Genomic DNA, 19129 nt, shown 5'->3' with positions numbered 1-19129 from the left:
AACACATGTCAAAAGACGTTACCTTGCGGCAGATGCGCTACTTCGTGGCGGCAGCCCAGAACGGGCAGTTTTCGATGGCGGCGACGGCCGAGCATGTGTCGCAATCGGCGATTACGAATGCCGTGCTCGCACTGGAGGAAACCCTGGGTACGCGGCTCTTCGAACGCCTGCCTCAGGGCGTCACGTTGACGCCGGACGGACATGATTTTCTGAATCACGCGAGACACATACTCGATTCGGTGCGCGACGCGGTCTACAAGGCGCCGTTCCGCTCGCACGATCTGAAGGGGACCGTGCGCATTGCGGCGTCGTATACGGTGCTGGGCTATTTTCTGCCCGAGTTGATGGCGCGTTTTCGCGCGACGTATCCCGACATCGCGATCGATCTGCACGATCTGGACCGCGAATCGATCGAACAGGCTGTACTCGCCGGCGACATCGATCTCGGTATCGTTTTGCTCTCCAACGTCGAAAATCTTAGGCGTTTCCGGCACCACGTGTTGATCCGCTCGCGCCGGCAGTTGTGGACCGCGCCGACTCATCCTCTCGCGCAACTTAATGCACCTTCGCTCGCGGATATCGCGAGTTATCCGTACATTTTGATTACCGTGGACGAAGGCGAGCAGTCGACGCTGCGCTACTGGAAGCAGAACGACGTCGAGCCGAATATCGCGTTTCGCACGAGTTCGATGGAAGCGTTGCGCGGTCTGGTCGCGCATGGTTTCGGCGTGACGATTCTGTCTGATATGGTGTTTCGCCCATGGTCGCTGGAAGGCAAGCGGATCGACGCTCGGCCCATTCTCAACGCCATTCCGCAGATGGACGCGGGCATGCTGTGGCGCAAGGGCGCAACGCTGGATACGGCTGCGGTTGCGTTTCAGCAGTTCCTCATTCATGCATGCGGGAGTTGAAAGCAGGGCGTGAGTGGGCCAGTGGGACTGACACTGCGTTGCGGGAATTGAAGCTGGCGGGCGACGTGTATCTGTTTTTCGCATAGCCTCAACATTGTTTTCTTCCTGCACGATCGACTGTCGGCCCACGCTGCAACACCGTGCCGGCGTTAGCCGGAGCCAGGACGCACTATAATCGCCCCGATGCATCGATTCATTGAGAATCGATCGACGACCTTTTCGCCTTCCGTCATGCCCAAAGAGAGAGCCAGCAAACCCGTCAAGCCTGCGTTGCGTAGCCGCAAGTCTCCGCAGGGCTCGCCCACCGTGCAGGACGTCGCGCGTCTCGCGAAGGTGTCGGTCGGCTCGGTGTCGCGGGTGTTGAACGGCCGCGAGAATGTGGCGCCGGCCATTCAGGAGGCGGTGCGCGCCGCGGTGGCCGAGCTGAATTTCGTGCCGAACGTGGTGGCGCGCAGCATGCGCAGGGGTAGTTCGAGTGCGATTGGCTGCCTGATTTCCGACATCACGCAGCACACCGCCGCACAGATGGTGAGCGCCGCCGAAGAGCGCCTGCGGGCAAGAGGTTTCGAGATTCTGATCGCCAATTCCCACTACGATCTCGAGCGCGAGCGGGCCATTCTGTCGAGCCTGAAGCAGCGCCGCATCGACGGATTCATCGGCGCGATTTCCGACGACGAGACGCCTTCCTATTTCAACTTCCTGCATACCTTGAATATGCCGGTCGTGCTGTGGGAGCGCGATGCCCAGGGCGAATTCAATTCGGTGCTGACCGATCACGCCGACGGCTGTCGCCAGGCTGTGCGCTATCTCGCGTCGCTCGGGCATCGCGCGATTGCGCTCGTGGCCGGCCACGAAAATACGTGGGTAGGCCGCGAGATGGTGCGTGGCTATCAGGCCGCATGCGAGGCCGCCGGCATCGCGCTCGATCCGGCGCTCGTGCTGCGTACCAGCGCCTTCAGCAAGGACGTCTGCCGCGCGCTGCTCAGCGCTCAGCAGCCGCCTTCCGCGATCATCGCCACGCTGAACGACGTGGCCATCGTGCTCGAAGTCGTGCGGGAAACCGGGCTGTCGATTCCGGCCGACCTGTCGGTGATTTCCATCGGCGAGCACGAGTATTCAGGCATCGCGTCGCCGGCCTTGACCGTGGTAACGCAAAACCCGCGCGACGTAGGCCGTGAAGCAGCGGACATGATGTTGCAGCTGATCGACGGCAGCGCGCCGTCCGGCATCCGCCGCTCCAAACATCCCATGCGGATGATCGTGCGTGAGTCGTGCGGCGCGCCGCGTAGCCCGGCACGCCGCAAAAAGCGCTAGCCTGGTTCGATCCCCAGGGTTTGTCCGATCGCAAAGTTGCTTGACAGCGGATTTTTCGCCGCCGACATTGCGCATAGACGATGAATGAATCGATTCACCAAAATCACGAGACAGGACATGAGCGACAGGAAAGACGCGTTACGGTCGGGGCAGGGCGACAGCGAGGGGGGCGGCCGTGCAGGCCGTCGGCGGTTTATGAAAACGGCAGGCGCATTGGCCGGCGCGGTTGCGACGGGACTCGGTCTCGATGGTTGCGGAGACGGCGGAATTAGCGCCGCGTCGGCGCAGAGCGTGGGTGCGCCGCTTCCGGCGATCGTGCCGGCGCAAACGGCGCTTGTTGTGATGCATTATCAGACTGACATCCTGGGGCTCTTTCCGTCTGTCGCGCCTACGCTGCTCGCGAACACGCGCAAGTTGTGCGATGCCGCGCGGGCCAAGGGCGTGAGCGTCTATTTCGCCAAGATCCAGTTCAGTCCAGGCTATCCGGAAGTGAGCCCGCTGAACAAGAACGGGCAAGGGCTCAGGCAACTCGGCCTTTTCATCGACGACAAGATCGCGCCGGAACTCGGCCAGCGGGCCAGCGAAGCGCTCATCGTCGGGCACCGTGTGAGCGTGTTTTTCGGTACCGATCTGCAGGCCCGACTTTCCGCGCAGGGTATCGACACGTTGATCATGGTGGGCATTGCGTCGACGGGTGTCGTGCTGTCGTCGGTTGCCTATGCGAGCGATGCGGACTTCCGGTTGTACACCGTCAAAGATTGCTGCTACGACCCGGATCAGGTCGTGCACGATCATCTTTTTTCCACGGCGTTCGATTCGCGCACGACGGTGCTGTCGCTCGCCGACGCCTCGTTGCTGCTCGCCTAGACCCGCCGCAGAACGTTTTGAAACTGCCAGCCAGGGTTTCCGATATTTTTTAAAAGTTGACTCGCCGTGCTGATCTGACTACTGTCTGTGAATCGATTCACGAAATTGTGGTGGACCGGCGGCATTGAAAAAGCAGAGGATTTCATGACTTTCAGCAGCAGGCGACGACTACTGCTCCGTGCGGGCGCCGCGGGCATCGCGGGGCTTTCCGTGCCGTTCGCATTCGAAGGCCGCGTGTTCGCGGCCGGGGCCGGCGTGCTGTCGGTCGCGATTCCGAGCAATCCGCAAACACTCGATCCGATCAACCAGCCGAATCACGACGTCATGGCGATCAATCAGTTGATCTTCGAGAATCTGGTCGGCATCGACGCGCGAGGTCAGCGGGTGCCGCAACTGGCGCGCGCATGGACGATTTCGCCGGACAAACTGACGTACACGTTCGATCTGCAGCGCGGCGTCAATTTTCAGAACGGTCAGCCGTTCACATCCGCGGACGTGAAATACAGCTTCAACTACGTGCTGAATCCCGCGAACAAGGCGTTCCGGCGCCCGTTCTGGACCGTGATCGAGTCGGTCAGCGCCCCGGACACGCACACCGCCGTGATCCGTCTGAAGCGTCCTTACCGTCCTTTGCTCGACTACATGTCCAAGTACATGGGTATTTTTCCAGTAGGCAGCCGCGAGCAGCACCCGGCCGACTACTTCAAGCAGACGCCGATCGGTGTCGGCACGGGACCGGCCATTTTCGTGCAGTCGAAGGCAAACGACTTCGTCGAACTGAAGCGCAATCCGGCGTACTGGGGCAAGGGCGAGCCGCATTGGGACAAGATCGTGTTCCGCATCATCCCTGAAGAGTCGTCGCGGCTTGCCTCGCTGATGTCGGACCAGACGCAGATCATCAGTGCGCCGCCGGCCCAGACGTTCGCGCAGATCCGCACGTCGGCAGGCCTCGCGGGCGACAGCCGGCCCTCGCCGACCAGCCCGCTGATGATGTGTCTGAACAACCGCAAGGCGCCGTTCGACGATCCGGCGTTTCGCCGGGCGGTGTCGCTCGCGCTGGACCGGGTCAAGGTCTGCCGCGATCTGTGCTACGGCGCGGTCAAAGCGAGCAGCATGCCGTTTGCGCCGGAATCCTCGTGGTACGACGCGGGCGCCGCTGGAAGCCTGGCGTTCAATCCGGACCAGGCGCGAGCGACGTTGAAAAGCTCGAAGTACGCGAGCGGCGCATCGTTCGATCTGCTGTATGTGCAGCCGGCGTATCTGATCGATACATCATCGACGGCGCTTTTCATCCAGGCGCAACTGGCGTCGCTGGGCGTGCGCGTCAATCTGCATCCGCTCGATTTCGGCCAGATGATCTCGCAGGTGCTGGTCGGCAACCACGCGGCGGCGTTGACCGGTTTCATCGCGCCACCTGAGCCGACGTATCTACTGAACGCGCTGTTCAGACCCGGCGAGAGTCTCTGGAAAGCGAGCGGCTACGAGAGCGCCGAACTGCTGAAACTGATCGACGACAGCTATCTGGTCGACGATCCGGACGCGCTCAAGCTGATCCTCGCGAAAATTCAGCAGGTGCTGGCGCGCGACTGCCCGGCCGTCTGGATCGGCGCGCTGGAAGTGCAGAACCTGTGGCGCAGCAACGTCAGGGATTTCCAGGTGAACACCGGTTTCTCGCTGAAGCTCGACAACGTTTATCTCGCGAAAGCATGAGGTCGATATGAAAGCCGTTACGAGGCTGTTTTCGTCTGTGCTCGTGCTGCTGGTGGTGAGCGCGCTGCTGTTCGCGATGTGCCGCGCGACACCCGTGTCGCCCGCGCGTCTGACCTTGGGCAGCGACGCCAGCGTCGAACAGATTGCCGCGTTCAATCATCAATACGGACTGGACCGGTCTGTCGCCGCGCAATACGGCAGGTGGCTGAACGGTGCGCTCGCGCTCGACTTCGGCAAGTCGTACGCGACCGGCAACCCGATCGGCCCGCAAATCGCCGATACGTTGCCGAACACGGTCGAGCTCGTCACGCTGTCGTTCGTGTTCACGATTGTCGTGTCGATCGTGCTCGGCACCGTGGCGGCCTTGAAGGAAAACAGCGGCACGGACCATTTGCTGCGAGCCGTGGCGATTGTCGGCTTATCCGTGCCGTCGTTCTGGCTGGGGTTGCTGTTGATCCGCTATGTCGCTTTGAAGACGGGGTGGTTTCCGGTGGGCGGCCTCACGCCCTGGTCGGACGGCATGGCGTCGCATCTGCTCGCGCTGGTGCTGCCCGTGCTGACGATGTCCGTCTACTACATCTCGGTGCTCAGCCGTCTGGTGCGGGCGAACATGGTCGACGCACTTTCGCAGGATTATGTGCGAACTGCCAGAGCGCTCGGTTTGCCGCCGTCGCGTATTCGCCTCTATGCGCTGAAGAACGCGTTGCCGTCGCTGGTGAGCACGGCCGCGATGAGTTACGGCTACATGTTCGGCTGGGCGTTGATCGTGGAGCAGATTTTCAATTTGCCGGGCGTCTCGCGTGCGTTGCTCACGGCGATTTTCCAGCGCGACTATCCGAGGGTGCAAGCCATCGTGCTCGTGATCACGACGATCTTCATCGCGTCCAACACGTGCGCCGACGTATTGCATGGTTATCTCGACCCGAAGGCGAATAGAACATGATGGCTGATTCATCTCTCCCCAACGTGCAACACAAACCGCGTGCGCTCGGCAACTGGCTCGCATCGGCCGGCTGCTTGCTGCGCGCGCTGATGCACGAACCGACCGGTGCGATCGGTGTCGTGACGATCGTGCTGCTCGTCGTGATCGCAGTGTGCGCGCCGTGGCTGCCCTTGAAAGATCCGCTGCAACTCTATATCGAACATCGACTGGAAGCGCCAGGCGCGGCGTTCTGGCTCGGCACCGACCAGGTGGGTCGCGACATTCTGAGCCGCACGATCTGGGGCGCTCGCGCGTCGCTGTCCATTGGACTGTGCGCGGTCGCGATCGGCCTCGTGCTCGGTACGGGCATCGGCCTCGTGGCAGGCTATAAGGCCGGCTCATGGCTCGACGAAACGCTGATGAAAGCGATGGAAGTGCTCGCGTCGATTCCGCTGTTGATCTGGGCGATCGCGCTCGTCGGCGTTACCGGCACCGACACGCTCCATGTCGGCATGCTCGCCATTTCGAATGAAACCAAGCTAGTGCTGCTGATCGGCGTGCTGTACGCGCCGGGTCTTGCGCGGCTCACCCATAGTCTCGCGAAGGCCGAGTCGCAAGCGGAGTATGTCGCCGCGCGGGTTCTGCAAGGCGCGAGCGGAGCGCGCATCCTGTTCTCCGACGTTCTGCCGAACATCATCTCGCCGGTGCTGATCCAGGCGTCGTTGCTGCTCGGCGTGACGATCATCGTGGAGGCGTCGCTGAGTTTCATCGGACTCGGCGTGCAACCGCCGACGCCGAGTTGGGGCGCGATGCTTTCCGACGCGCGCGCACTGATTTTCACCAACAACTGGTGGGTGTCGGTATTCCCGGGCGCGGCGGTGTTCGTCAGCGTGCTCGCCTTCAATCTGTTCGGCGACTCGATGCGCACAATTCTCGACCCGCGGCGGCGCAATGCGCAGGCGGCCGATGTAGCGGGAGCGTCGCTATGAACGAAGCGCTGCTGTCGATTGAAAACCTGCGCGTCACGTTCGGTTCGGGCAAGACGCAGACCGAAGTCTTGCATGGGCTCGATTTGCAAGTGGGGCGCGGCGAGGCAGTTGGTCTCGTCGGCGAATCGGGTTCGGGCAAGAGCGTCGCCTCGCTGGCGGTGCTTGGCTTGCTTGGCAACGCGGGGCACATTAGTGGCGGGCGGATCGTGCTCGACGGCGAAGACTTGAGCCATGCGTCCGAGGCGCGCATGCGGGCATTGCGCGGACGGCGCATCTCCATGATATTCCAGGATCCGGCGACGGCGCTCAATCCCGCCTTCACGATCGGCGCGCAACTCGCCGACGTGATCCGCGCCCACCGTCCGCTGCGTGGCCGCGCGATACGCGACGAAGTGCTGGCCGTGCTCGCACGGGTGGGTTTCAAGGACCCGCGCGCCACGGAGCGCGCGTATCCGCACGAACTAAGCGGCGGCATGAAGCAACGCGCGATGATTGCCGCCGCGATTGTCTGCGAGCCGGCGCTGCTGCTCGCGGACGAACCCACCACCGCGCTCGACGTAACCGTGCAGGCGCAGATCGTCGAGCTGCTGCGAACGCTGGTGAACGAGATGGATCTCGGTCTGGTGTTCATCACGCACAACCTCGACCTGATGGCGGAACTGTGTTCACGCGCCGTCGTGCTGAAGCAGGGATACGTGGTCGAAGCCGGTCCGGTGGAGGATATCTTTCTGCGGCCTGCGCACGACTACACGCGGCATCTGATCGCGAGTATTCCGCGTTTGCCGGCTACGCGTGCCGCAAGCCGACATCAACCCGAGGAGCCGCGCAATGTCCGCTAACGTGCCGAACGCGGCTCTCGCCGCGCAGCCGATCTTCGCGCTGCGGGAGGTCGGCAAATCCTATGCGCTGGCGCGTTCCCCGCTCGAACGCATGTTCAACCGGCGCCGCTTTCATGCCGTGTCGGGGGTGACGCTCGAGGTGGCGAAGGGCGACGCGCTGGCTATCGTCGGCGAAAGCGGCAGCGGCAAATCGACTGTCGCGCGCATGATGGTCGGCCTCACTGCGCCGACCGCCGGCTCGATCTGTTTCAGAGGCAACGCGTTGAACACGATGACGCGCGCGCAGAACGCGACGTTTCGTCAGCGCGTGCAGATGGTGTTCCAGAGCACGACGAATTCGCTGAACCCGCGCAAGGCGATTGCCACGACGCTGGCCGAAGCGATCGGCCACGACGGCGTGCCGGTGCGTCAGTTGCTCGACATGGTGCGGTTGCCGGCCTTCGTGCTGGCGCGCTATCCGCATCAGCTGTCGGGCGGTCAACGCCAACGCGTAGGCATCGCGCGAGCGCTCGCGCGCCGTCCGGAACTGGTCGTCGCTGATGAACCGACGTCCGCGCTCGACGTGTCGATCCAGGCGGAGATCATCCGGCTGCTGCGCGATCTTCACCAAAGCGCCGGTGTCTCGCTGGTCGTGATCAGCCACGATCTGGCGCTGGTCGGCGAACTGTGCCAACGAGTGGTGGTCATGCGGGAAGGGCGTGTGGTGGAAACGGGCGCCGTGGATCAGGTGCTGTTCGATCCACGCGAGCGCTACACGATGGAGTTGCTGGCGGCGATCCCGAAAGGCATCGGCCCTTACCCCATAGGGGGACCAGAGTAAGAGCTAGGCACTCACTCTGGTCGACACAGGAGAGGCGGTCCGAGCAGTAGAAAGAAGATCCGGGTCAAGCAGTGAGCCGGCCCACCTTGGGATATTTTTTTAAACCTTTGGTGAATCGATTCATTTGTTATCGTCAATCGATCGCTAGCCGACCGGGGTGTCGCGATTCCTTGTTTGGAGAAGAGCGGTGAAGGAAAAGTTATTCATCATGGCGGTTCTGCTGGGCGGGAGCGGTCTCGTTCACGCGCAGAGTTCGGTCACGCTGTACGGGATCATCAACGAGGCCATCACCTACTCGTCGAACCAGGGCGGCCATAGCGCGGTGCAACTGACCGGCAACGGCGAGTACGGCAGCCGTTGGGGGCTGCGAGGCGCAGAAGACCTCGGCGGCAACACCAAGGCGATCTTCACGCTGGAGAACGGCTTTAACCCGACCAACGGCGCGCTCGGTCAGAACAACCGCATGTTCGGGCGCCAGGCGTTCGTGGGTTTTTCGAATCCGGACTACGGCACGCTGACATTCGGCCGGCAATACGACGCGATTGTCGGCACCTTGCAGACGATGACGTCCAACGGTGCGTGGGGCGGCGTGATGTTTTCGCATCCATACGACAACGACAACACCGACGACTATCTGCGCGTCAATAACTCGATCAAATACGTCTCGCCGAGTCTGAAGGGCTTTACCGGCACGGCGATGTACGCGTTCAGCAATGCGCCCGGCGCCTTTGCGAACAATCGCATGTGGTCGGTAGGGGGCATCTATTCGCAGGGTGCGTTCTCGATTGCAGCGGCGTATTCGCTCTACGATCGACCGGGCGTGAACACCACTGCCAACGTCAACACCAACGGCGCCATCACCTGCTGCGATGCGCCGATCACGTCCGAACGCGAGCAGATTGCGGGCATCGGTGCGTCGTATGTGATCGGACCGGCCAAGCTGAGCCTGATGTACAGCAACGCGATCTACAACAACGTGGGCACGACGCTCACGAGCGGCATCAACTACCGCTTCAACAACTATGAAGCGAATGCGCGCTTCACGCTCGATCCGACGCTGTTCTTCGGCATGGCGTACACGTACACGAGCGACAACATCACCGGCGGTCCTGGCGGGCCCACGCAGGTGCACTGGCATCAGGTCAATCTGCTGGTCGACAAGTTCCTTTCCAAGCGGACCTCCATGTATACCGAGGTGATCTATCTGCGCGCGGCCGGCGGCGGCTTTCCGCGACCCACGGGCGGACCGTTGCCGGCGACGTCGAACGGCATGCTGGCCTCGCAGATTCAGACCATGTTGCCGTCTTCGGGGCAGAACCAGGCGGTGGTCAGTGTCGGACTCGTGCACAAGTTCTAGCAGTGCTGGATTGACCGGCGCAAACCGGCCACGCGTTTGCGCCGCATCGACTAACAAGCAAGGTGTGTAATGACTGAAAGACTTTACCGGGCCGGTGTCGATATCGGCGGGACCTTCACCGATATCGTCGTGATCGGCGACGACGGCGTGATTCACACGAGGAAGGTTTCGTCCACGCCCCAGGACTATGGCATTGCGATCGTCGCGGGCTTGCAGGCGTTGCTGGCCTCGCTCGACGCGCAACCGCGCCAGATAACCGAACTGGTTCACGCCACCACCATCGCCACGAATACCGTGCTCGAAGGCAAGGGCGCGCGCACGGCGCTGATCACCACGCGGGGTTTTCGCGACGTGGTCGAGATCGGCCGGCTACGCGTGCCGATGCTCTACAACCTCGCGTATCAGAAGCCGGAGCCGCTCGCGAAACGCCGGCACCGCTACGAGGTCGACGAACGGCTGCTCGCCGACGGTTCGATCGACACGCCGCTCGACGACGCGCAGGTGCTGGACATCGCGCGACGTATCGCCGGCGAGAAAATCGAAGCGGTGGCGATCAGTCTGATTCATGCGTATGCGAATCCCGAACACGAGATCCGCATTCGCGATCTGCTGCGTGGCGTGTTGGGCGACGCCGTCTATCTGACTTGCTCGCACGAAATCCTGCCTGAGATCCGCGAATACGAACGCACCAGCACGACCGTCGTCAACGCGTATCTCGGGCCGGTGGTGGTGAGCTATCTGCACTCGCTGATCGACAAGCTGCGCGGCATCGGCATGACTGGCCCGGTGCAGATCATGCATTCGAACGGCGGCGTGATGAGCGCGGCGATGGTGATGCAGAAGCCGGCCACGATCATCGAGTCCGGGCCGGCGGCGGGTGTGATCGCGGGCGCCTCGGTGGCCGCCGCGTCGGGTTACGCCGATTGCATCACGGTGGACATGGGCGGGACCACGGCGAAGGCGGCCATCATCGAGAAGGGCGAGCCGGCGCGCACCACCGAATACGAGGTCGGTGCGGGCATCAACGTCAGCAGCAAGCTCGTCAAGGGCGGCGGGCACGCGGTCAAGCTGCCGTTCATCGACGTCTCGGAGATCGGCGCGGGCGGCGGGAGTCTGGTGCGGATCGACGCGGGCGGCCTCGTCAAGGTCGGCCCGGATTCGGCGGGCTCGGTGCCCGGGCCCGTGTGTTACGACGCGGGCGGCACGACTCCCACGCTCACCGACGCCGTGCTGACGCTCGGCTATCTGAATCCGTCGTTCCTTGCCGGCGGCGAGTTGCGCATCAATCAGCAGAAGTCGCTTGAGGCCATGCGCACTCAGATCGCCGAGCCCACGCACACGGATCTCTACGAATCCGCCTATGGCGTTTTCTCGATCGCTGCCTCCACGATGACGCGCGCGGTGAAAGCCGTGTCGACATATCGCGGCCGCGACCCGCGCGAATTTGCGTTGTTCGCTTTCGGCGGCAATGGACCGGTCATCGTTCATGCGATCGCCGAATTGCTTGACATGAAGACGGTCATCGTGCCGCCGAGCCCCGGTGTGTTCAGCGCGCTCGGGCTGCTGTTCTCGTCGACACAACACGAATTCATGCAAACGATGTTCTGCCGCCTAGATCATTCGGCTGCGGAGCAATTGGGCAACACGCTCGAAGACCTCGTGGCGCGGGCCACTGCGGATATGACGGCTGAGGGTAACGCGTTCGACGATATCGCCGTGACCTGCGCGCTGGATTTGCGCTACACGGGTCAGGCCTACGAACTGACTGTGCCGATCGAATGGCGTGCCGGTCAGCCGCTCGACATTGCGCCGATCGCCGCCGCGTTTCATGCGGAACACGAGCGCACTTACGGCCACGCATCCGCGGACGAGGTGATCGAACTCGTCAATCTGCGCGCGGTCGGTTCGCTTCGCTCGCAGAAAGACCGCGCCTACGACGCGCAACGCGCCGGCGGCAGCCGGGCGAATTCGTCGGCGGCGCACGCGCCGGTGCGGCGCCGCGCGTACTTCGGCAAGACCCACGGCTTTATCGACACCCCGGTGATCTCGCGTGCCGATCTGCGCGCCGCGCCGATGAGCGGCCCGTTGATCGTCGAAGAATACGACTCGACCTGCGTCGTGCCGCCGGATGCCGGCGCGCGCGTCGATGCCCACGAAAACATTGTCATCACGTTTCTGGAGCACTCCGTATGACTACCCAGCAGGCCGCTGCGGCGGGCACCGACCCCATCACGCTTGAAATCGTCAAGAACGCGCTCGGCTCGATCGCCGACGAAATGGCGCTCGTCGTGCTGCGCACCGCATATTCGCCGATCGTGCGCGATTCGATGGACTTTTCCACCGCGGTATTCGACCGCGCCGGTCGCGTGATCGCGCAGGGGCTGACCTTGCCGATTCACCTCGGTGCGTTCCCGGCCGCGATGGACAACGTGGTGCGCCGTTTCGGCACGGCCGGCAAGCCCGGCGACATCTACATCATGAACGATCCCTACACGTCGGGCGGCATGCATCTGCCGGACGTGTATCTGATTCAGCCAGTGTTCTACGAGTCGCGTATCGAAGGCTATGTGGCGACCATCGTCCACCATGCCGATATCGGCGGCATGGCGCCGGGCAGCATGGCGATCGGCGCGACGGAAATCTATCAGGAGGGCTTGCGAATTCCGCTGATGAAGCTGTGCGATGCCGGCGGTGTCAACGACGCGCTCGTCGCGTTGCTGGAAACGAATTCACGCATGCCGGGCCAGTTGCGAGGCGATCTGCGCGCGCAGGTCGCCTCGTGCAAGGCCGGTGAGCGGGGACTCGTGCAGTTGCTCGACAAATACGGCGCGGACGGTTTCGGACGGCTGGTCGAAGCACTGCACGATTACGCGGAGCGGCTGACACGTCAGGCCATCGCTACGATGCCGAATGGCGAATACCGTTACGAGGATTTCATCGACGGCCTGGGCGATACGCCCGTGCCGATCGCGTTTCGCGTCAAGGTGACAGTGGCGGAAGACGCGATCTGCATCGACTGGACCGGCACCGATGCGCAGGTGCAGGGCGCGATCAACGGCCCGTTCGCGACCACACAATCGGTTGCGTATGCGGCGGTGCGCTGCGCGATTGGTGTCGACGTGCCGAACTGCGAGGGTTTTTCGCGGCCGGTTCAGGTCTACGCGGAAAGCGGCTCGATTGTGAATCCGGTGGAACCGGCCGCCTGCGCGGCGCGCGGGATTATCGCGTACCGGATGTTCGACGTGCTGCAAGGCGCGTTCGCGCAGATCGTGCCGGATACGATTCCGGCGCTGGGTGAGGGCGGCCCGTCGGTCGTGTCGATTTCCGGGCGCAACCCGGATGGCGAGGGCGGCGCGCGTGGCGGCAACTGGCTGATCACCGACGGCGTGCTCGGCAGTTGGGGCGGCGGTCGCAATGACGGCTGCGAAGGTATTGCGAATCCGCTTGGCAATCTGTCGAACCAGCCGGTCGAACTGATCGAGGCACGTCTGCCGCTCAAGATCACCGAGTACGGCTTCGTCACGGACTCGGGCGGCGCGGGCCGGCATCGCGGCGGCCTCGCCATGCGCCGCGCTTATGAATTGCGCAGCGACCACGCGTTGCTCGGACTGCGCTCGGACCGGCGCGCGCATCGGCCGTCCGGCTCGCGTGGCGGGTTGAGCGGATCGCCGTCGCTCAATCTGCTGACCCGCGACGCTCGAAGCACGTTGCTGCCGACCATGCCGAGCACCGTGACAGCACTTCTCAAGGGCGACCGCTTCTGCCATATCGCGGCGGGCGGCGCAGGCCATGGCGATCCGTTGACGCGCTCGCCGCAAGCCGTGCGCGAGGATGTGCTGGATGACCGCATCACGGAGCAGATGGCGTGTGAAGTTTATGGCGTGGTGCTCGAAGGCCCCGGGCGCGAGATCGACGCGCAGCGCACCGTCGAGATGCGTGGACGCCTGCAGACGCTTTCCGGGCGGGAGCGCGTCGCGAAGCAGGAGGCGCTATTCCTGCAATCGACCGGCGTCGATGCTGCGGCTATCGGCAAACTCTGACCACGACAGGGCGCTATCTATGTCCGCTTCAATTATCGAGCCAATTCTCGACACCCAGCGCGTGCGCCTGCTGCGGCCCAGTTGGGCCGAGCTCGACTATGGCGCCATCGCGGCGAATCTCGCGGTCGCGCGTGAACAGGTGGGACGAGCCACGAAAATCTACTTCGTTTGCAAGGGCGACGGCTTCGGCTTCGGTGCCGCAAACGTCGCGCGCTTGGCGGCGCAAGCGGGTGTCGACGGCTTTTGCGTCGGCAGTCCGGAAGAGGGCGTCGCGATTCGCAACGCCGGCATCGATCGCGAGATTCTGCTGTTCGCCGCGACCTTGCCGGAGGATGCGGCGCAGGTCGCCGCGTTGGGACTGACGGTGACGATCCAGAGTCAGGAAAGTCTGCGCGCGTTTATCCATGCCGGCGTCGCCGTCGATGCGTTCCTCGAAATCGATCCGGGCTTCGGGCGCTTCGGCTTTCTGCCGTCCCAATGGCAAGCCGCGTTTGCGGCGCTGCGGGATCAATCGACCGTGCGGCTCAAGGGCGTCTACACGCATCTGAGTTCGCCGGAAAGCGATGACGTGACACGCCGGCAGGCGGGCGTGTTCGATGCCGCGCTGGCCGACGCGCGCGCGGCGGGATTCGATGACGTCACGACGATGCTGGCGAGCTCGCGCGTGCTGCTCGCGCATCCGCATCTCGCGTATCAGGCGGTCGACCCCGGGCGGTTTCTCTACGGTGCACTCGACGCGGACTGGATGGCTCGCGCGCCGCTGCGGCCGATGTTGCGGGCGGTTCGCGGCCGCATTATTCACGTTCAGGAACATCCGGCCGGATCCGTGCTCGGGATCGGCTATGCGGAGCCGATCCGCCTCCAACGCGGTGTGCGCATTGGCGTGGTGCCGATCGGTTTCTGGGACGGACTGAATCATGTGCCGCCGCTGGGCCGCGTGCTGGTGCACGGACAGACTGCGCGTATTCTCGGGCGCCGTTCTTTCCAGCATACCGTGGTCGATATTACGGACGTTGCGCAGGCGCGGACCGGAAGCGTCGTCACGCTGCTGGGCCGGGACGGCGATCAGTCGATCGCGATCGACGAGTTGGCGCAAACGCTGCGGCTACCGGTCATGGAGTTGATTCCGCGGCTGGCGCGGAGCTTGCCGCACGTCGATGCCGACGCGACTCGCCATTTCGACAAAGAGCGTTGCTGACGCCCAGGAGGTAGCACGGCCACGTCAACCTGATCGCCCGCAGATTAAGCGGCGCATAATGCTGGAATCCATTTATCAGGATGACGGAGGTCGACGTGACTACCTTTGCTATTGACGCCGTTCGCATCAACCCGACGAGCGACCGGATCACGCACGTGCGTTGGGCTCCCGTCGACCCGTCGACGCGTGACTGGCTGTCGCCCACGGCGATTGTCGAAGTGCCCGAAGTCGTCGCCGCGATCCGTCGCGGAGATGCTGTTTGGTCCCTTTTTACGCTCGGCGGCACACGCTTTCTGGGGCCCAAAATCGTCTCTGTCTCGCACACGGACGGCCACGACGGGATTGACACCGACGTCCCCGGCGCACACGTCGAAAAATGCATTGACGACCTGCCGCGCGTTTGATCGGTCCGCCTCGGCGCCATCGACGATCATCCGCTGGAAAAACTACAATAGCGGTTTCTGCATGGCTTGAACCCAAGGCGCCGATTCGGCATCTCGGGTTCAAGCCGTCGGCTCGGCTAAAGCAATCTGCATGTCGATCTGCACAACAAGTGTTTCCCACCAGGCCAACCCAGCCCCCAACCGAGAAAATCAATGGCCAACGAAAAATCAAAGCGCGCACGCCGTGCTGCCGAAAGCCTTTTCGGGGATTTGCCGACCACCAGCAACACCACAGCCAGCCGGCCCGCGAATCCTTTCGACAACGACCCATTCAACAGTCCCGCCAGCGTGACGCCGAGCGGGGACGAACTTGTCGTCCTGCCGGGCCAATTCGAATTACCGCCCGGCTATGCGGACGCGGCGGCCATGCGCGATGCGCTCGCGCGCACCTGGCGCATGGACTGGATCAAGGTAGGCAAAGGCGAATGCGTGGTCAGGCTGCCGGTTGGATGGCGCGCGGACAAATCGGTGGATGGTGTTTTGCGAATCGAATCCGCCGGCGTCGTTCGGGCGCAAGGCCGCATCGTGGAGGGCGCCGCATTGCAGATCCTTCCGCGCTACTACCTGAAGGCGGAATTCCATGAATCGAACGACCATTGCCGGATTGTCGTGCGGGATCGCGGCCGTAACAACAGCGTCCTGAAGGATTCGTTCTGGGACACGCGCAGCGGCCCGAACCATCCACAGTGGAAAATTCTGTCCGACTGGCTGGACAAGGAATATCCCGATCACCGCGATCCGCTTCGGTACTGGGACGATTGCGAAGACAATCGCCGCGGCGTTTGAGCGAGTGCCGAGCGGAACCATGTCCCACCTGAAATACCTGACCGGCTACTCGCCCACGCTTCAAGACAAAGTCAAACAGCTGATCGCCGACGACCAACTCGGCCAGTACCTCGCCGCGCGCTATCCGAACACCCACGACGTGCAAACGGACCGGGCGCTGTACGCCTACTGCGCCGACCTGAAGCGCGAACACCTGCGCAGCGCGGACCAGATCGACAAGGTCAGCTACGACAGCAAACTCGACGTCGTGCGTCACGCGCTCGGTCTGCACACCAGCATTTCCCGCGTGCAAGGCGGCAAGCTGAAGGCGAAAAAAGAAATCCGCATCGCGTCGCTGTTCAAAGCGGCCGCGCCGGAATTTCTGAAAATGATCGTGGTGCACGAACTCGCTCATCTGAAGGAAAGCGACCACAACAAGGCGTTTTACCGCCTCTGCGAGTTCATGCAACCGGGTTATCACCAGATCGAGTTCGATCTGCGTCTCTATCTGACGCAGCGCGAGCTGGCAAAAAAGCCCGTCTAACGATCAAGCCGCGATCGCCTCGACTTCGGAAGCTTTCAACAAAACCGGAATCGACTTCGACGTCGGCGTTCCCGCGCCGTCGGCAACCGACGACAACGGCACCAGCGGATTCGTCTCCGGATAATAAGCGCCGAGACAGCCGCGCGGAATGTCGTACTCCACCAGCAGAAAACCATCCGCGTGACGCTCGATACCATCGGCCCACACGCTCGTGATATCCACGCGTTGTCCCGCCACGAACCCGAGCATCGCGAGATCGTCCTTGTTGGCGAACAGCACGCGGCGCTGCCCGTACACGCCGCGATAACGGTCGTCGAGACCGTAAATCGTCGTGTTGTACTGGTCGTGCGAGCGGGTCGTCATCAACGTCATCAGCCGCTCGCCGTGTTCCTTGCGCGCCTGGTGGATCGGCGTCGCCATATCGATCGCATGCACCAGAAACTGCGCCTTGCCGCTCGGCGTTTTCCAGATCCGCTCGCGCGACGCCACGCCGAGGTGGAAGCCGCCAGGATTCTTCAAGCGCTCGTTGTAGTCGGTGAAGCCCTCGATCACTTGCGCGATGCCGTCGCGGATCAGCGAGTAGTCGGAAGCCTGCGCGAGCCAATCCACTTTCCCGCTGCCGAGCGTCGCATGCGCCATGCGCGCGACGATCGCGATTTCCGACAGCAGATTCTCCGATGCCGGTTTGTTCATGCCGTAGGAGATATGCACCATGCTCATCGAGTCCTCGACGCTCACGCCTTGCGCCACGCCGTTCTGCATGTCGATTTCGGTGCGGCCGAGCGTCGGCAGAATCAGCGCGTCGCGCCCATGCACGAGGTGGCTGCGGTTCAGCTTGGTCGTGATGTGCACGGTGAGATCGCACGAACGCATCGCTTCCCACGTGCGCGGCGTGTCGGGCGTCGCGATCGAGAAATTGCCGCCGAGACCAATGAACACCTTCACCTTGCCGTCGAGCATCGCCTGAATCGTATTGACGACGTCGAGTCCGTGCTCGCGCGGCGGCTCGAAATCGTAGACTTCGCCGAGGCGGTCGAGAAACGCCTCAGTCGGTCTTTCCTCGATGCCGACCGTGCGGTCGCCTTGCACGTTCGAATGCCCGCGCACCGGGCACAGGCCCGCGCCGCGCCGGCCGATATTGCCGCGCATCATCATCAGGTTCGACAGGATCTGCACCGTCGGCACCGAATTCTTATGCTGCGTGAGGCCCATGCCCCACGTCGAAATCACGGCGCGCCCCTTCACATAGATGTCGGCGAGTTGCAGCACGTCTTCGAACGGCACGCCGGCTTCGGCGACGAGCGTGTCCCAGTTCTCGGCGCGCAGATCATCGGCGAACGCGTCGAAGCCGACGGTATGTTCGGCGATGAACGCGACATCCAGAACGCGTTCCAGGCCCGACTCCAAGGCTTCGTCGTCGAGTTCGATCACGCGCTTGGCGACGCCCTTGATCAGCGCGAAATCGCCGCCGACTTTCGGGCGAATGAACACGGAGCTGATCTTCGTGCTGCCCATCGTCAGCATTTCCACCGGATGCTGCGGGCTTGCAAAGCGTTCGAGGCCGCGCTCCTTCAGCGGATTGATCGACACGATGGTCGCGCCGCGTTTGGCGCACTCGCGCAGTTCGCCGAGCATGCGCGGATGGTTGGTGGCCGGGTTCTGGCCGAAGATCAGCAGCGTGTCGGCGTGTTCGAAGTCGTCGAGCGTCACCGTGCCTTTGCCGATGCCGACCGTATGCGGCAAGCCGCGGCTGGTCGCCTCGTGGCACATGTTCGAGCAGTCGGGGAAGTTGTTGGTGCCGTACATGCGCACGAACAACTGGTACAGGAAGGCGGCTTCGTTGCTCGCGCGGCCCGAGGTGTAGAAGGCGGCGCGATCCGGATCGTCGAGGCGCTTCAGGTGATCGGCGATCAGGTCGAACGCTTCGTCCCAGCCGATCGGCACGTAACGGTCGCTCACGGCGTCGTAGACGAGCGGGTCGGTCAGGCGGCCGTGCTGTTCGAGTTCGAAGTCCGACTGCGTCATCAATTCGGCGATCGTATGTTTTTCGAAGAACGCCGGCGTCACGCGCTTGCTGGTTGCCTCGGCGGCCACGGCCTTCACGCCGTTTTCGCAGAACTCGAAGGTGGACGCATGCTCGCGATCCGGCCACGCGCAGCCAGGACAGTCGAAGCCGTCCGGCTGGTTCTGCTTGAACAGCATGCGGTAGTCGCCGCCCGTCACCTTCTCCTTGATCAGGTTGATGGCGACGTATTTGAGCGCGCCCCAGCCAGCGGCGGGGTGCGTATAGGGTTCGATGCGAGCTTCGGGTTTCTTCATGATGTTGCCGCCGGATCGGGCTTGGACGTGGCTGTTGAGCCGATAGCTGCAAGCCTACTGTGTTCCAAAAAGGGCGCAGCATACAGAAAAT

At 63.0% G+C, this 19129-nt stretch carries 16 protein-coding genes; 15 read left to right on the top strand and 1 reads right to left on the bottom strand.

The annotated features are described in order from the left end of the window. The first annotated feature begins 5 nt into the window (after window positions 1-5). From B0G81_RS18215 to B0G81_RS18145, 15 genes are all read left to right on the top strand, one after another. Complete coding sequence (locus tag B0G81_RS18215; RefSeq protein ID WP_134137877.1) at window positions 6-911, top strand: LysR family transcriptional regulator; 906 nt, start codon at window positions 6-8, stop codon at window positions 909-911. 231 nt (window positions 912-1142) lie between these two features. Next, window positions 1143-2225, top strand: a complete 1083-nt coding sequence (locus tag B0G81_RS18210) for a LacI family DNA-binding transcriptional regulator (RefSeq protein WP_134137876.1) — start codon at window positions 1143-1145, stop codon at window positions 2223-2225. Between the two features lie 195 nt (window positions 2226-2420). Next, on the top strand, window positions 2421-3092 hold the full coding sequence (locus tag B0G81_RS18205) for an isochorismatase family cysteine hydrolase (protein WP_134143154.1): 672 nt from the start codon (window positions 2421-2423) through the stop codon (window positions 3090-3092). Window positions 3093-3236: 144 nt separating this feature from the next. Further along, entirely contained in the window at window positions 3237-4802 is a 1566-nt protein-coding gene (locus B0G81_RS18200) for an ABC transporter substrate-binding protein (RefSeq protein ID WP_134137875.1), read from the top strand. Between the two features lie 7 nt (window positions 4803-4809). After that, window positions 4810-5745 carry an ABC transporter permease gene (locus B0G81_RS18195; RefSeq protein ID WP_134137874.1) on the top strand — a complete coding sequence of 312 codons (936 nt, stop codon included), beginning with the start codon at window positions 4810-4812 and terminating at the stop codon, window positions 5743-5745. After that, the gene (locus B0G81_RS18190) at window positions 5742-6713 is read left to right on the top strand and encodes an ABC transporter permease (protein WP_134137873.1); all 972 of its coding nucleotides are present in this window, start codon (window positions 5742-5744) and stop codon (window positions 6711-6713) included. Before B0G81_RS18195 ends, B0G81_RS18190 begins: the two co-directional genes overlap by 4 nt. Then, window positions 6710-7552, top strand: a complete 843-nt coding sequence (locus B0G81_RS18185; protein WP_134137872.1) for an ABC transporter ATP-binding protein — start codon at window positions 6710-6712, stop codon at window positions 7550-7552. The genes B0G81_RS18190 and B0G81_RS18185 overlap by 4 nt, the downstream gene beginning before the upstream one ends. Next, the gene (locus B0G81_RS18180) at window positions 7542-8372 is read left to right on the top strand and encodes an ATP-binding cassette domain-containing protein (RefSeq protein ID WP_134137871.1); all 831 of its coding nucleotides are present in this window, start codon (window positions 7542-7544) and stop codon (window positions 8370-8372) included. Before B0G81_RS18185 ends, B0G81_RS18180 begins: the two co-directional genes overlap by 11 nt. A 187-nt stretch (window positions 8373-8559) precedes the next feature. Further along, on the top strand, window positions 8560-9729 hold the full coding sequence (locus B0G81_RS18175) for a porin (RefSeq protein ID WP_134137870.1): 1170 nt from the start codon (window positions 8560-8562) through the stop codon (window positions 9727-9729). Between the two features lie 69 nt (window positions 9730-9798). Then, window positions 9799-11922 carry a hydantoinase/oxoprolinase family protein gene (locus B0G81_RS18170; protein ID WP_134137869.1) on the top strand — a complete coding sequence of 708 codons (2124 nt, stop codon included), beginning with the start codon at window positions 9799-9801 and terminating at the stop codon, window positions 11920-11922. Next, window positions 11919-13769: a hydantoinase B/oxoprolinase family protein gene (locus tag B0G81_RS18165; protein ID WP_134137868.1), complete on the top strand. Its 1851-nt coding sequence runs from the start codon at window positions 11919-11921 to the stop codon at window positions 13767-13769. The genes B0G81_RS18170 and B0G81_RS18165 overlap by 4 nt, the downstream gene beginning before the upstream one ends. Before the next feature lie 19 nt (window positions 13770-13788). Then, on the top strand, window positions 13789-14967 hold the full coding sequence (gene alr / locus B0G81_RS18160; RefSeq protein ID WP_134137867.1) for an alanine racemase: 1179 nt from the start codon (window positions 13789-13791) through the stop codon (window positions 14965-14967). Between the two features lie 95 nt (window positions 14968-15062). After that, the gene (locus B0G81_RS18155; protein WP_106279757.1) at window positions 15063-15371 is read left to right on the top strand and encodes a hypothetical protein; all 309 of its coding nucleotides are present in this window, start codon (window positions 15063-15065) and stop codon (window positions 15369-15371) included. A 192-nt stretch (window positions 15372-15563) separates the two neighbouring features. Continuing rightward, window positions 15564-16196, top strand: coding sequence for a hypothetical protein (locus tag B0G81_RS18150; RefSeq protein ID WP_134137866.1), 633 nt, complete (start codon window positions 15564-15566; stop codon window positions 16194-16196). A gap of 19 nt (window positions 16197-16215) precedes the next feature. Next, window positions 16216-16719, top strand: coding sequence for a M48 family metallopeptidase (locus tag B0G81_RS18145; protein WP_134137865.1), 504 nt, complete (start codon window positions 16216-16218; stop codon window positions 16717-16719). Window positions 16720-16722: 3 nt separating this feature from the next. Here the strand turns inward: B0G81_RS18145 and B0G81_RS18140 are convergent, their stop codons facing one another. Continuing rightward, a complete protein-coding gene (locus tag B0G81_RS18140) occupies window positions 16723-19038 on the bottom strand; it encodes an FdhF/YdeP family oxidoreductase (RefSeq protein ID WP_134137864.1) in 2316 nt (771 codons plus the stop codon). Between the last annotated feature and the right edge of the window lie 91 nt (window positions 19039-19129).

The sequence above is a fragment of the Paraburkholderia sp. BL6665CI2N2 genome (assembly GCF_004366535.1).
Lineage (GTDB): Bacteria > Pseudomonadota > Gammaproteobacteria > Burkholderiales > Burkholderiaceae > Paraburkholderia.
Note: the sequence above shows the minus strand (reverse complement) of the source record. Positions and strands in the feature narration are given on the sequence as shown.